Origin of the sequence: Enterovibrio nigricans DSM 22720, from assembly GCF_900167155.1 — a bacterium.
In the GTDB taxonomy this organism is placed as follows: Bacteria; Pseudomonadota; Gammaproteobacteria; order Enterobacterales; family Vibrionaceae; genus Enterovibrio; species Enterovibrio nigricans.
Window position 1 is genome coordinate 1 of sequence record NZ_FUXU01000091.1, and the last position, 14,348, is coordinate 14,348.

Here is a 14,348-nt window from a genome sequence, read left to right on the forward strand (position 1 = left end):
CATGAGACTACGACGATTGATGGGTGTAGCCGATCAGATCGTAGCTTCTAGATTTAGTTCCATCGATTTAAGCAACAAAGCCGTATGACGATGCGGAGCTTGCAGAAAAACGCCACCCAACCAAAGAGGATTTGGATGCCTTCAGCAAAGATTTCAGCTTCTGCGCCGTGCATGTCTCAGGCCACTTGGCGAGCTGCAACACACAAGGGCTGGCGTTTATTGGCTATGACGCAAACACGCCTAACCCCGATGGCGGTGTGATCCGCCGTGATGCCAGCGGCGATATGACAGGCGTTCTCGAAGAATCCGCGATTTACGCAATTCTCGGTGCATTGCCCACAGAAACCAAAGAAGACGCGATACGAAAATTCCTTAAAGTACAGGATATGTTCGCAAGCTATGGTGTCACCACGACTCAAGAAGGCCTTGCGACATTGCCTGCAATAAATGCCATGAAGACCATGGCTGACAATGATTTGATGAAAATCGATTTGCTTGCCTATGCCAAATGGGTTGACCTTGATGAAGCCGTTAAAATCATGCCGATGAAAAGCACCACAAATGGCTTCACATTGGCTGGCGTGAAACTGGTTGGTGACGGTTCGCCGCAAGGGAAAACCGCTTACCTGTCGTCACCCTACTATGAGCCGCCACACAGCCATGCGTATGACTATCATGGCTATCCGGTGCTAACACAGGAAGAAATGAACCATTGGGTAGACAAAGCCTACGCCATGAATGCACAGGTATTAAGCCACAGCAACGGTGATGCGTCTGCCGACATTCTGCTAAACGCCGTTGAACGCGCTGATGAGATTCACGGCAAAGAAGACAGACGTACAGTGGTCATTCACGCGCAAACAACGCGCCTTGATCAGGTGAAGCGCATGAAAGAAAACGTGATGATTCCATCTTTCTTCCCTGCACATACCTATTTCTGGGGAGATTGGCATAAAGAGTCGGTGTTAGGTCCGTGGCGCGCATCGAACATATCACCCATGGGTTGGGCGAACTCTAATGACCTGATGTTCACGATTCATATGGATGCCCCTGTTTTGTTCCCAGACATGATGACCAACATGTGGACAGCAGTGAACCGTGTGACACGCAGCGGTGAAACATTGGGCGAGCACCATAAGATCAGCCCGTATCAGGCATTAGAAGCCATCACCATCAACAGTGCGTATCAGAACTTCGAAGAGGCTTCGAAAGGCACGATTGAAGTTGGTAAGCGTGCAGATTTGGTGGTGTTGGATGCAAACCCGCTGGACGTTGACCCGATGACGATCAAAGACATCGCCGTGCTAGAGACCATCAAGGATGGTGAGACCGTATTTAAACACGCTGGATAATGCAATCTAAAACAAAAAAGGCGGTGCTTGTATGCGCCGCCTTGTTGATCCCGCCGCATCAGCGCTAGCCGAAACGACCACCGATATAATCGCGGGTTAATTTGTGCTCAGGGTTTTCGAACACTCGCTTGGTTTCGTTAACTTCGACCAAATCGCCCAAGTGGAAATACGCAGTGCGATCAGACACGCGTGATGCCTGTGACATGGAGTGCGTCACGATCACTATACTGAAGTTCTCTTTCAGCTCACTGATGAGATCTTCAATGATGCCCGTGGCAATAGAGTCAAGCGCAGAACAAGGCTCATCCATCAGGATCACTTCAGGGGCAATCGCAATAGTACGGGCAATGCACAGTCGCTGTTGCTGGCCGCCGGACAGCCCTGTTGCAGGCTGATCCAAGCGCGATTTCACTTCTTCCCACAAACCGGCACGACGAAGAGACTGCTCAATCACCTCATCGAGTTCATCTTTGGTATCCACCAGCCCATGAATGCGCGGCCCATACGCAACGTTGTCATAGATAGACTTCGGAAAAGGGTTTGGACGCTGGAACACCATACCAACTTGGGAACGCAGTTCGACGATCTCCTGTTCTTTGGCATAAATATTATGCCCATCCAACAGGATTTCACCGTTCACTTCACATCCGGGTACCGTGTCATTCATGCGGTTCAGGCAACGTAAAAACGTGGATTTACCACAGCCTGACGGGCCAATCATTGCCAGCACCTGCTTTTCACCAATATCCAGATTGATATTACGAATTGCCGATTTCGCGCCGTTTTCATAGCAAACACTGACATCACGCGCCGTCATCCTTGGTGCATTCACAAAGGGCAGGCCACAGGTCTCTTTTGGCGCTAACGTTTTTTCTGCTGCCATCATATGTTCGCTCTGAGGAAAGCCTCCCGCATGGGTGATAATCGTTGTCATATCCCTACTCCTACCATCTGCGTTCTAAACGCTTACGCATGACCACAGCACATGCGTTCATAAATGCTAAAAACGCCAGCAACACCATGATTGCGCCTGACGTATTCTCAACGAATCCTTTCTCGGGGTTTTCCGCCCACAGGTAAATCTGAACGGGCAGTGCGGTTGCGGCATCAAGCGGCCCGCCCGGAATGTCCACCACAAATGCCACCATGCCTATCATCAATAACGGCGCGGTTTCACCCAATGCCTGCGCCATACCTATGATGGTGCCTGTTAGCATGCCGGGCATGGCGAGCGGTATCACATGGTGCAAGACCATCTGCATTTTTGACGCGCCAACACCCAACGCCGCATCACGCACCGACGGTGGCACAGCCTTAATCGCTGCACGGCTGGAAATAATGATGGTCGGTAGTGTCATCAGCGTTAACACCAACCCGCCTACCAGCGGTGCAGAACGCGGTAAATCCGCCACATTCAAGAACACGGCAAGGCCAAGCAAACCGAAGACGATGGACGGAACGGCCGCCAAGTTGTTGATATTGATTTCAATAAGCTCGGTAACACGGTTACGCGGGGCAAACTCTTCAAGGTAGATGGCGGCAGAAATCCCGATAGGAAAGCTCAACGCCAAGGTCACGAGCAAAGTATAAAACGAGCCGACCGTTGCGCCCCAAATGCCTGCTAACTCTGCGTCACGGCTATCCCCGTTGGTGAAGAAATTTTTATTAAAGACGGTGCGTACATTGCCTTCTGCAACCAATTCGTTGTACCACCCAATTTGAAGGTCTTTGAACTGACGACCGTCTTCTGGCGTACTGGCTTTGATATTGCCTTTGTTAAATTGATTGAAGTTGTCGCCCGCTTGGGCCCAATACTCTATTTTCTTCCCAATCAACGACGGGTCTGCAATCACTCTGTCCCGAAGATCATATTCCGCCCCATTGGAGAGGAATTTGTACAAGGCGCGTTTCTGTTTTCGGCCGTCAACGGGAATTTCTTGCAATATCGCCTTGCGCAGCACTTTCCGAAAACTAGCTTGCATCAAAGCATTTTTGTCGGTTTCTCCGCTTTCAAGACCCAGCACCTGAGGTGATAAATCAACGGTCAGCTTTATTTCAGTCGTGACGAACGCGGTGTACCCGTCTGACACGATTGTTGTCATCAATACGATAAGGAAAGCAAACGCCATGGAGATCGACGCGATGCCATAAAAGCGAAAGCGTTTCTCTTTCGCTCGACGCCGAGCAACACCCGCTTTGACACGCTGGCGTTTGGTCTCGGCAATTTTTAATAATCTGTCAGTCATACTGCTCTCGATATTTCTTCACGATACGGAGTGCGACAAAATTCAGTGCCAGCGTTACCACAAACAAGGTCAAACCAAGGGCAAACGCTGCCAGTGTTTTCGGGCTGTCGAACTCTTGGTCACCCACCAGCAAGGTCACGATTTGCACCGTCACTGTTGTGACTGAATCCAATGGATTCGCCGTTAAGTTAGCTGAAAGGCCCGCGGCCATTACCACAATCATGGTTTCACCAATCGCGCGGGATACCGCTAAAAGCAGCCCTCCCACAATCCCCGGCAGCGCCGCGGGTAAAACCACGTTTACGATGGTCTCAGAACGTGTCGCGCCAAGCCCTAAAGACCCGTCTCTGAGTGATTGCGGAACGGCGGTAATGACGTCGTCTGATAAAGAGGAAACAAAAGGAATGATCATCACGCCCATGACAGCCCCTGCCGCCAACGCGCTTTCTGATGATGCACCAGATAGCCCTATCGCATGCGCGATATCGCGAATAAAAGGGGCGGCCGTCAGTGCAGCGAAAAAGCCGTACACCACGGTAGGGATCCCGGCCAACACTTCCAAAACAGGCTTAACAATGTTGCGTACCTTGGGGGACGCGTATTCAGCCAGGTAAATGGCACTCATCAAACCAATGGGGGCTGCGATACACATGGCGATAAAAGAAATCATCAAGGTGCCAGTGAACAACGGAATCGAACCAAACGCGCCGCTCGCCCCCTGTTGATCGGCGCGTAACGCGATCTGTGGTGACCATTCTGTCCCAAACAGGAAATCGGAGATCGGAATAATCTGAAAGAAGCGAATCGCTTCAAACAGCACAGACAGAACAATGCCGAACGTGGTCAGAATGGCCAGTGTTGAGCAGAACATTAAGAAAAACTGAAGGCATTTCTCAACATGGTTTCTTGCTTTCAGTTTCGGTCGAACAATGCGCCAGCCTAATGCAAGCCCACCCAAAGACAGTGCCCCAACACCAACAAAGCGCAGTGTCTGCCCGATGCTTTCTAAATGCACATAATGGCCTGCCGCCGCCAGCAACGCTGGATTTTCGGTTTTCAGTACGCCATTGGCAATGTGGGTAATTTGGCTAAACAGGAGCTGGCTGTTTTCGTGTGAGTCGATTACCGATTGCGGCAGCTGTGCCATCACAAGCGACTCAACCATACCTGGCTCAATGGCTTGCCAAATAATAAGAAGCAGCACTGCAGGTACCGCTGCCAAAACGGCCGCGAATGACCCGTAGTAGGCCGGTCGTGAGTGTAGTGTGCTCAAGCTACCTTGCGCAGCGACAAGGTCCCGAGATCGTTTTTTGGCGAGTAGATACGCGCTGAAGGTCAGCACCAACACTATCACCATCAATGTGGACGTCTGCATCCCTTTTCCTTACATCCCTTGTACAGCAAAAGGGTGGTGCGTTTTCACGCATCACCCTTATAGTTTCGCCATTACAGGTTTGGTTTCAGATCAACCGCACTGTTGCGAACCAGTTTCCAGTCACGTGCTGACAATGGAATAAGACCACGGTCAGTCAAATAACCTTCATCACCAATCGCATCTTCAGACGTAAACGAAGAGACGTACTGTTGCAGGCCTGGCACCACGTTCTGGTGCGCTTTCTTCACATAGAAGTACAGTGAGCGAGAAACGGGATAAGACCCATCACCAATTGCGTCAAACGTCGGCACTACACCACCGATTTTTGAACCCTGCACTTTGTCAGAATTTTGCTCAAGGAAGCTGTAACCGAAGATGCCGAACGCGTTAGGGTTTGCAGCCAGTTTCTGTACGATCAGGTTGTCATTCTCACCCGCTTCGATGAACGCACCGTCTTCACGAATACCGTGACACACTGCTTTGTACTTTTTCTTGTCTACTTTCTTCATCGCTTTTAGCGCTGGGTATTGTTTACAGCCACCTTCCATTGCCAGCTCAACAAACGCATCACGCGTACCAGAAGTGGGTGGTGGGCCCAACACCTCGATTTTGGTTGCAGGCAGAGACGCATTCACGTCATTCCATGTTTTGTTTGGGTTCTCAATAAGATTACCGTTTGCATCCGGCACCACTTTTGCCAACGCAGTGAAAAGATCTTTCAATGTGATATCAAACTGCTGAGACTTTTTAGCGTTCGCAAAAGCGATACCGTCATAGCCGATTTTGATTTCAACAATGTCTTTTACGCCGTTCTTCGCACACAGCTCCACTTCAGAGCTTTTGATTTTGCGTGATGCGTTAGTGATATCTGGCGTGTTTTCGCCAACACCCGCGCAGAACAGTTTCAAACCGCCACCAGAACCTGTTGATTCAATTTTTGGTACCGAAAATTCTGAAGTACGACCGAAGCGCTCCGCGACAACAGTTGCAAATGGGTAGACTGTTGAGGAACCAACAATACTGATGTAGTCACGTGATGCAGCAGCTGCATTTGTCGCCGAGAATGTTGTTACACACAATGCAGAAGCTGCAATCAGAGCCTTAAGTTTCACATCAACCTCCAAGTCGATAGTCTTTTAAATTTAAGTGGTTAGACGGATAACAACGCCATTGGCCACTTTTGAGTTTGCGTTAAAACTGACTAAAACTTAGATAACCCTTGTGACACTAACCTTAACGAAATGTGAACATTCAGTTACAACGTGATAGGCAATCCATGACACATCTAATACATCAATACTTCACGAAAATGAAACAAAGTCAGCCTAGGTTATTAGGGCGCAATGGATAATGAGCATTGAATTTCTCCAACAGCAGAATGGTAGTGGCGACGTAGCGGAGACCTTAAAAACAAAAATCACGGAGAGAAATCATGGTACAGCGACCGATACAGCGCCCGCCCGCCACAGCACCCAAACGACGTTCAAAGCCGAGCGTGCTATTCCTGTGCGATGGGCAGGACGGCTATTCGTTGGTCGCACAATCTTTGCTGAACCATAAAGCAGACAGCTATTTTCATAGCCTTAGCGCATATACCAACGATAACTGCAATATCGAATCCGCTTGCCGATCGTTAAAACACTTCAACATTGATTGCACAGATAAGCACTTAGATACCATTGAGGCCTATGGCGGCGAGAGTATTGATTACCTGATTGCGTTATCACCATCATCGATTCAATCAGGCAAAACACTCCCTCGCTACGACAAATTTATTCCTTGGGATATTACTGACGGGGGAGAAAACGCTGAGCAACAACAGATCATCAAATACATCAACGATCAGATAAATTACTTTTTGTCGGTGTATCTTTATCGGTAAATTTCAGCGCCATCGATTTGAACCTAACTCACGTTACGGGAAATAAGCTCACTCACATGAAATATTTCACGCAGAGAGTGTATTGATCGGTATGGGTCGGCTTGATGACGCGACGGCACAGTTTCGGCCGTTAGCTTTTGCGGTATTCAGTGCCAAATGCGCGAGATCGATCAGTTTGTCCAAGGTTCTTGAGAACGACAGTTGCGATTCACTTTCGCCATGAAACGCACAATAGCCGATACTGATCGTAATGGGTTTCCCTTCCACTTCACAGTTAGCGACGTTTTCCGCCATGCGTTCACACACTTTGACCACCTCTGACTGCATGGTATCGGGTAACCAAACCAAGAACTGCTCACCATTGTAGCGTGCGACAAAGTCATAATTTCTGACGGCCTGTCGCAATGCATTGGCAACACCGCAAAGAATGGTATCCCCTTCTTCATGCCCATGTTGCTCGTTGAGCATACGGAAATAATCAATATCAACAATCGCAATCGCACCTTCACCATTGCGGCGAATAAGCTGATTAAGTTCACGGTGAAGATGGTCAAACAAGGCTCTTCGATTCGGCAAATCCGTCAACGCATCAAACAACTGCAAACTTTCCAGCCTCTGACTCATCGTCGACAGGGACGCCCTCGCTCCGTTAATTTCTTCCCGAAGCTCTTCATTTTCAAGCCTGAGTTCAATGAGACTGGCCAGCAGCCTCAGCACATCTTTATCATCGGCTTGCTCTCTACCAATAATGTCACTACTAAAGCTCAAACTTCCCCATACGGCGCCACCAAAATACAGGCAAATCCCCCAATAAGCAGGAGGGAGAGTGCTCCGCGCCGCATGTGATGATAAGTCAGGATGTTTCGTCGTGTCAGGAGCCAAAATGACCTTCGGCTCTCGGGCTGTGATACTGCAATATGTGGTGGCAAGCGGGTAAACCTTTTCATGATGAATCGACCCACTGACGCCTTCATGAACCGAGGCCACAAGGTAGAGCTCATCGTTACTGATACGTGCCAACCTCGCCTCAGACGCACCAAAATACTCAAGCCCAGCTTGCAGTAAATGCCTGCTCCACTTTGTGAATTCAACGTCTTTCTGACGCGCAATTTGTGGAAGTGTAAACAACAGGTGACGAATAGACAGCCCTTCTTCAGGCGAGGGGTATTCTGGCAACATATTGGCTTCTTATTTTATTATGTGTACTCAAAGGAATAGCACACCCTGTCAGATTGTATACATTCAAAGTTTGGATCACACAAATTTGAAAACTTGTCGTAGTGCAATGAATATCCGTCTTGCTCTAAGCACTTGTCTCACATTGAAAGCAGGCGTTGTTAAATAAAAAGGTCGCCTCACACTTTCAAATACCACACATATCAGTGGTTATCGGCCCCTGCGTTACGCAGTCACCTTCTAAACTTAGCGTTGTTCGTTTAACTACGGAGGGCGGTAGCTTGTTTTGCCTCTTCCCGTTAGCTGTCGCGCAAACTGAAACCCGTTATCCACTTCTATATTAGATAGTAAAATGGCCTTTGCAGCAGGATTGCTGCCAATTGACGCGCCTTACCATTTCTCAACCTCAGTTTGGTGCATGACGCCGTATTTGGGAGCGTCCATCTCATCAGACACCCTAAGTCGGGTTGAGCCTCCGCCAAATAACAAAACCTGCTTCGTGCAGGCTTTGTAAATAATTGTACGGGTAAGCGTTTGCTATCAGTAGGGCCGTGGTGATAGCTGAACCTGTAAACATTTCTCCGATATGGTGTTGACCTGGCCAAGCAAACCCGGCTTTTCTGAAGGAAAAACGCTGGAAAAGGCGGCAGTACCTACAGTGAACCCCGAAGCCCCTGATTGGTAAACCGCGTCAATGCGCTCATTGTTATCGATACTTCCTGCCATGATCACTGGCTTTGATGAAGCTTGACACACTCTACGCATCAACTTAGGAACATCTCCCGAAAAGCGATATGCCAGCAGATCCAGTCCATCGACACCATCTAAAGCTGAAACCGCTTCAGCGTGTCGAGCAATGCCATCGATAGTGCCGCTCAGGATGCTTGGATGTCCTTTGATTTTCCCAGTGAAGGGGTAATATTTAAGTGGATGATTTTTAACTAACGGAGCAACCAGCTCAGGCCTTGTTCCACCAAGCAGATAGTCGACATTCAAGGTCATAGCCGCTTTAGCAGAGCGGATTTCACTATCCTGACCCAAACTCACAACTTCCAAATAAACAAATGCTCCAGCTTGGCGAATTTCCTCAGCCAGTAATTGCAATTCGTCAAAGGGCAAACCTACATCTTTGAAGCCGATATGTCGCGCACCGCCATCAATCACTTCTTTCACTCGCTCACGCGCGTTAGCGATGGTTTTGTCATTCTTTGTCAGCATAAAGATAAAATCAAATCTCATGATGGCGCTCCTCTGGTTGATTCAGTGTATGTCTGGTTTGTAAAAGTTGATGGGCGCATCGGATCGATGCCAATAAGCTTGCGGGTGAAGCAATACCTTTTCCGGCAATGTCAAAACCTGTTCCGTGGTCTGGACTGGTGCGGATAAAGGGTAGGCCGAGCGTGACATTCACGCCTTCATCTAACCCCATATACTTCACTGGTATCAGCCCCTGATCGTGATATTGGGCGACGACGATATCGAATCTACCCTCTCTGGCCTGCATGAACACAGTGTCTCCAGGCCATGGGCCAGATACATGGATGCCTTTGCTCCTTGCATGTTCGATAGCTGGGATGATGATGTTCTGTTCCTCATCTCCGAAAAGCCCGTTTTCACCTGCATGCGGATTAAGGCCTGCAACTGCAATGCGAGGTGAAGGGATTCCAAGGCAAATACAGGCTTCATGTGCGAATTCGATCGCACGGCATTGCGCGTCGAAATCGGCCAGCTCAATGGCATTTTTCAAGGAACAATGCACGGTGACAAGCACGGTTTTAATGCACTCATTTAATAGCATCATGGCCACATCATCTGCACCACCGTAATCGGCAAAGATCTCGGTATGTTCAGGATAAGGAACCTTAGCGAAACTTAGCGATTCCTTGTTGATAGGAGCTGTCACCACGGCAGCAACATCGCCATTTTTTGCTAGCTCAATCGCTTTCAATATGGCTTTGAATGCCACGTCTCCACTATCACGTTCCACTCTGCCCATCCGTGGGTGTTTGTTGAGTTGACTACTGACAATCAGGTTCACGACACCTTTTTGATGAATGGTATCGCGAGGATCAGTGACCACATTTAACGTCATTTTTGGTTGGTGAATCGCCAAAGCGTATTCGATGACGGTGAGATCACCTACCACCAAGCATCTAGGTAATTGTTCATCGTTGTTTAGGGCTTTCAGAATGATTTCTGGCCCGATGCCGGAGGGATCACCCATGGTGATAGCAATCGGCTTCTCATTCGGTACCATGGCGTTCTCCTTTCTGGTTGAATCCGAATTGTTGAATGGCATTTTTCAGGGAATCGGGGCGGCCAAATCCCCCTGCTTTTATGCCGATAAAAAGGGGGAGTTCCGAGCCGGGTAGAACGGTGCAACAAACCGGAAAACCTTTTTCAAGCTGGTGACATAGCGTCATAGACGTCACGCCAAGGCGATCCAGAATGGCACGGGAAGTCTCACCGCCTGTTGCGATCACCCCGTCGTACTTTGCGCGGTTGATGAGATGGCTCGCTGTACTGGATAACGTACCCAACACCTGCTGCGGGTTAGCATTTCTTTCATCAGGTGCCGCGAGCATCGCCAAATCAGGGGCAATTAAATCTGGGTCAGCTTCGTACAATGGCAAAGATATGCATTTGAGCTGCGCCTTTTGCTGGTGGCTGACATCGTTAGCACTGCCTATCACCACTAACAATTTAGAAACCTCAAGGGGCAATAAATTTTCAGCGGATTGACTCTCAGACCTGAAGGCAAGTGCTTGCGCCAAACCTGGTGAACCCACCCAAAGAATGTTTTCGTGATTAGGGAAGCGGCTGACTAACAAATCTAGCGCTGATTGAGAATTGGCGTCGAGGATCAGCGCCTTGTGATAATTCAATGCCTGTTGCACAACCTCGGAAGAGGCATCGCTCGGCAATACTGCTGAAATGCCGAGATCCGCAGGAACCAATTCAGAAATCGACGACGTGAGCGCAGGGTGGACCGGATCTTTCCCATAACTGGATTCTGCAACTGGGTGACTGTTAACGTATTGAATGCCTGCTTTCGTTATACGCCCAGCGTCTGGAAAGGCAGGGGCAATAACAACATGCTGTTTTCCGCTAGCATAAAAAGCAGCGTGAATCTCTGCTTGAATATGCCCGCGCAAAGTGGAATCGATAGTCTTGATGACCAGCTTATGTTCCCCTGCGTTGCTGGCTGCCTGTTGTGTCACTTCATACGCTTGCTGCTCGGTAAGGTTACGGGAATCCGTGTCGATAGCGACCACTTCCGCGGTTGATCTTTGGTGATGATTAAGCACTACTTCGCATTGTTTTCCCTTTTCATAGAAAGGTAGGGCAGCGTCTGCAGCACTAGTTAAATCATCAGCAATGATGAGTATCTTCATCCTTTGCATACCTCTATTCAAATCGTAGGGAAATGCTAAGGCAACATGGCACAAACGAATATCGACAATAACTGACGTGTATTGGTGATATAAAATCACCAGTTCTGCTAAGGTTACATTGAAATAGCGGAGCGTTAGGTAACGACATGAAAAGAAAAGACATTCCGTCCTTAGACGACTTACGTGCTTTTGAGGCAGTAGGAAGGCTGGGTTCGGTCAGGGCAGCAGCGGATGATCTTGCACTCACTCATGGCGCGGTCAGTCGACGTATCAGTAAGCTTTCAGAAGACATACAAGTGAGCTTGCTAGAACCAGCGGGCAGAGGCGTGAAGTTAACGTCTGAAGGTGAGAAGCTGTTTGGGCTGATGCGCGGGTTCTTTGATGATCTTGCAAATACACTTGATGAAATAAGAACGCCAGTCTTAACACAGCCAGTGCTGTTGTCGTGCGAGCGCTCAGTCGCCCTGCATTGGCTTATCCCTCACCTCAGCCAGTTTCAGGATTCGAGGCCAGATATAGAAATCAATCTTTCTGTCGGAGGAGGACATTTTGATTTCAAACGAGATGGCATCACGCTAGCGCTCCGAAGAATGGATTTCAGTGTTGATCCGCGCTGGAGCGTAGAACCTTTGTTTGACGAAGAGATGGGCCCAGTGATGACTGAAAGACAGCAGGAATCATTTGAAAGGGGTGATTATGTAGCATTGTGCAGTAAAACACGCCCAGAAGCCTGGCGAGATTGGCTGGCGCTTTACCCAAACGTGAAGCCTCCCCGCGAATATCGCTTTATTGATCACCACTTTCTGATGGTGGAATCGGCAGTTAACGAGCTCGGTGTCGCGATTTGCCCAAAGGTATTGGCGCTGAATGAGCTAAAAAAACAGCGATTGGTTAGTCCAATGGGATTTGTAAAAGACGGCTCTTACTATGGTTTGTTGTATGAGAGTAATAAGCCTCTCAGCAGTGAAGCCCTTGAGGTAAAAAACTGGCTTCAGTTTTTGGGCAAAGCATTGGAATGCAACTTATAGGACAGACACCCTAAGATAAAACCAATAACTTATATATCCATCATCAATTTCTGTATCGATGAATTTATCACAAAAGCGCTCAATGACGTTTAATGATAAGCTTTTCCACGACTTCATGCCAAACACGACAATTTCATACAGCACAAACATAGCTGTGCCTAGACTTCTTAAAGTGTCTGTCCTTGTAATTGGAAGAACCGAGACTTATGATACTTACGAGCAAGGCGCAGTATACGATGAAAGATAAAATAAAACATATGCACAGTGGTAACGTAAAAACCAGTATGACTATTTCCAAATGGGTAAAAATAAGTGACGAGTACAAATCAATATCTGTAAAAGGATTTTAACCAATGAAGACTATTTTATTGATGGTAATAGCTCTGACTCCTCTTAGTTCACTTTCAAACGATCTTTTTAACAGTGAACCACCTGTGACTCTAGAAAGTGAACTTGGCTATTCAACTATAGAGTCTACTTACTGCTTATACGAGATAGAAGCGTTATCGAAAAATAGAGGTTCCATACTAAAATGGAGGTTTGAGCCTGATGTAATATTAGATAAAGAAAAAAACGTCAATCTATCAATCGTCAAATTATCTGAAGCTCTACTTTCTTCTTTTAACGAAAAAGCATCAATAGCATTAGGATTAAACGAGAATTTAACGCATCTCCTAGATGATAAAATAAAGAATAAAAATATAATTATCGGTGTTGATTCAATAGTAAATAACAAACACTACACAAGCATCACAAGGATAGACAAAAACAATGAATTAATAACTAGAATTGTCGAAGGAAAATTAAACCCAAAAGTCCTTTTACCAACAGACTAGAAAATGTTAGAAACGTCACCTGGTTAGCAGAATCGAAGTGGTAAACATGAAAAAAACACTAATTACTGTGTCAGCTATCATGTTCCAAGCCTCAGCAGTTTATGGGGCTTGCAACCTAAATACCGACGTAGAGCAGTCCAAAGTTTCTGAACTTATTTTTGGAATAGAAAGGTCACCAACTGAATACCAATCACTTCTTAAAATCCGAGAGGTAATATATAACAAAGATTATGACACTAAATACATTGAGTGTATTCTTAACGCTAACCCAAGATTCCACAGTAGAAATAATGATTCGATAAATTTGTTTAGCATCTATGCTAGGAACATAAATAAAAATCATGAAAAAATAAAAATTGAAGATGAAAAAACAGTGACCGATATACTAACCAGAGCTACTGACAACTATACATTGGTAGAATCAGCAAGAGCTTTGCGTGTATTTAGAAGTGAGTCATCAATAAGAATTCTTGATGATATTTTGTCGAGTGGCTTAGCTGACCCAGTGAAGAGTGAAGCCGTAAATTCCTTGATTTATGTTGGTAACAGTTTAGCTGTTAAGATACTAAGAATTAATGTTGATAATGATAAACTATCAGAGAATACAAAGTCGTTAATAATAGAAGGGTTAAACTTTTTGACCCGCTAACTAGTCGATACTATAACAGTTAGCGAGACAGACATCTTTTTTTTCTAAAATCATCCTTAAATTTGCAAGCAGGATAGAAGAACAGTCAATTCGTCTATAACTAACACTTAAAGCTAGCGAATCCCCTCAAAATTCCTTTTCTAAACAATGAGAAAGACGCGCACCGACCCTTTTGATCTAATGAATTTCGCCAAAAACCACATTCCACCAAAAGGGATGAACGATGCGCGATATTCAAATTCTACAAGATACTCTACAAAATCAGTGTCCCACTATTCATAAAAAACGGCTTCACTCTCTGATACTTGCGACGCAATCCTCACTCGATGGGGCGGACCTTACGCTCACTAAACTTGGCCGCTCTCTGAACGTCATTACCACCGCTAAACATGCCATCAAGCGTGTCGAC

12 protein-coding genes and 2 pseudogenes are annotated in these 14,348 nt (G+C 47.0%); 6 read left to right on the top strand and 8 right to left on the bottom strand.

What is annotated here, in order from left to right:
* Positions 1-83: 83 nt before the first annotated feature.
* Positions 84-1,352 (top strand): annotated as a pseudogene (locus B5D35_RS20120) (amidohydrolase); the annotation flags it as partial.
* A gap of 64 nt (positions 1,353-1,416) precedes the next feature.
* On the opposite strand, the gene pstB reads toward B5D35_RS20120, so the two are convergent.
* The 4 genes from pstB to B5D35_RS20140 all read right to left on the bottom strand — a co-directional run bounded on the left by pstB (position 1,417) and on the right by B5D35_RS20140 (position 6,085).
* Positions 1,417-2,169 carry a phosphate ABC transporter ATP-binding protein PstB gene (gene pstB, locus B5D35_RS20125; protein ID WP_101210386.1) on the bottom strand — a complete coding sequence of 251 codons (753 nt, stop codon included), beginning with the start codon at positions 2,167-2,169 and terminating at the stop codon, positions 1,417-1,419.
* 127 nt (positions 2,170-2,296) lie between these two features.
* Positions 2,297-3,598 (bottom strand): phosphate ABC transporter permease PstA, encoded by a 1,302-nt coding sequence (pstA, locus tag B5D35_RS20130; protein WP_078754293.1) that lies wholly within the window; start codon positions 3,596-3,598, stop codon positions 2,297-2,299.
* Entirely contained in the window at positions 3,591-4,973 is a 1,383-nt protein-coding gene (gene pstC / locus B5D35_RS20135; protein ID WP_078754294.1) for a phosphate ABC transporter permease subunit PstC, read from the bottom strand. Before pstC ends, pstA begins: the two co-directional genes overlap by 8 nt.
* A gap of 71 nt (positions 4,974-5,044) precedes the next feature.
* Entirely contained in the window at positions 5,045-6,085 is a 1,041-nt protein-coding gene (locus tag B5D35_RS20140) for a substrate-binding domain-containing protein (RefSeq protein WP_078754295.1), read from the bottom strand.
* Between the two features lie 320 nt (positions 6,086-6,405).
* Between B5D35_RS20140 and B5D35_RS20145 the strand changes: the two genes are divergently transcribed.
* Positions 6,406-6,855: a hypothetical protein gene (locus B5D35_RS20145; protein ID WP_078754296.1), complete on the top strand. Its 450-nt coding sequence runs from the start codon at positions 6,406-6,408 to the stop codon at positions 6,853-6,855.
* A 66-nt stretch (positions 6,856-6,921) separates the two neighbouring features.
* Here B5D35_RS20145 and B5D35_RS20150 read toward each other — a convergent pair whose 3' ends face one another.
* The 4 genes from B5D35_RS20150 to B5D35_RS20165 all read right to left on the bottom strand — a co-directional run bounded on the left by B5D35_RS20150 (position 6,922) and on the right by B5D35_RS20165 (position 11,426).
* Positions 6,922-8,034, bottom strand: a complete 1,113-nt coding sequence (locus tag B5D35_RS20150) for a sensor domain-containing diguanylate cyclase (RefSeq protein WP_078754297.1) — start codon at positions 8,032-8,034, stop codon at positions 6,922-6,924.
* A gap of 537 nt (positions 8,035-8,571) precedes the next feature.
* Positions 8,572-9,270: a beta/alpha barrel domain-containing protein gene (locus B5D35_RS24395; RefSeq protein ID WP_078754298.1), complete on the bottom strand. Its 699-nt coding sequence runs from the start codon at positions 9,268-9,270 to the stop codon at positions 8,572-8,574.
* A complete protein-coding gene (gene pdxA, locus B5D35_RS24400) occupies positions 9,260-10,288 on the bottom strand; it encodes a 4-hydroxythreonine-4-phosphate dehydrogenase PdxA (protein WP_078754299.1) in 1,029 nt (342 codons plus the stop codon). Before pdxA ends, B5D35_RS24395 begins: the two co-directional genes overlap by 11 nt.
* Positions 10,275-11,426 carry a four-carbon acid sugar kinase family protein gene (locus B5D35_RS20165; protein WP_170915230.1) on the bottom strand — a complete coding sequence of 384 codons (1,152 nt, stop codon included), beginning with the start codon at positions 11,424-11,426 and terminating at the stop codon, positions 10,275-10,277. Before B5D35_RS20165 ends, pdxA begins: the two co-directional genes overlap by 14 nt.
* A 146-nt stretch (positions 11,427-11,572) precedes the next feature.
* Here B5D35_RS20165 and B5D35_RS20170 point away from each other — a divergent pair, with 146 nt between their 5' ends.
* The 4 genes and pseudogenes from B5D35_RS20170 to B5D35_RS24630 all read left to right on the top strand — a co-directional run.
* Positions 11,573-12,454, top strand: a complete 882-nt coding sequence (locus B5D35_RS20170) for a LysR family transcriptional regulator (protein ID WP_078754301.1) — start codon at positions 11,573-11,575, stop codon at positions 12,452-12,454.
* A 353-nt stretch (positions 12,455-12,807) separates the two neighbouring features.
* Complete coding sequence (locus tag B5D35_RS20175) at positions 12,808-13,290, top strand: hypothetical protein (protein WP_078754302.1); 483 nt, start codon at positions 12,808-12,810, stop codon at positions 13,288-13,290.
* Positions 13,291-13,336: 46 nt separating this feature from the next.
* Positions 13,337-13,939 (top strand): HEAT repeat domain-containing protein, encoded by a 603-nt coding sequence (locus B5D35_RS20180; protein ID WP_078754303.1) that lies wholly within the window; start codon positions 13,337-13,339, stop codon positions 13,937-13,939.
* A 223-nt stretch (positions 13,940-14,162) separates the two neighbouring features.
* A pseudogene (locus B5D35_RS24630) lies at positions 14,163-14,348 on the top strand (IS4 family transposase); the annotation flags it as partial.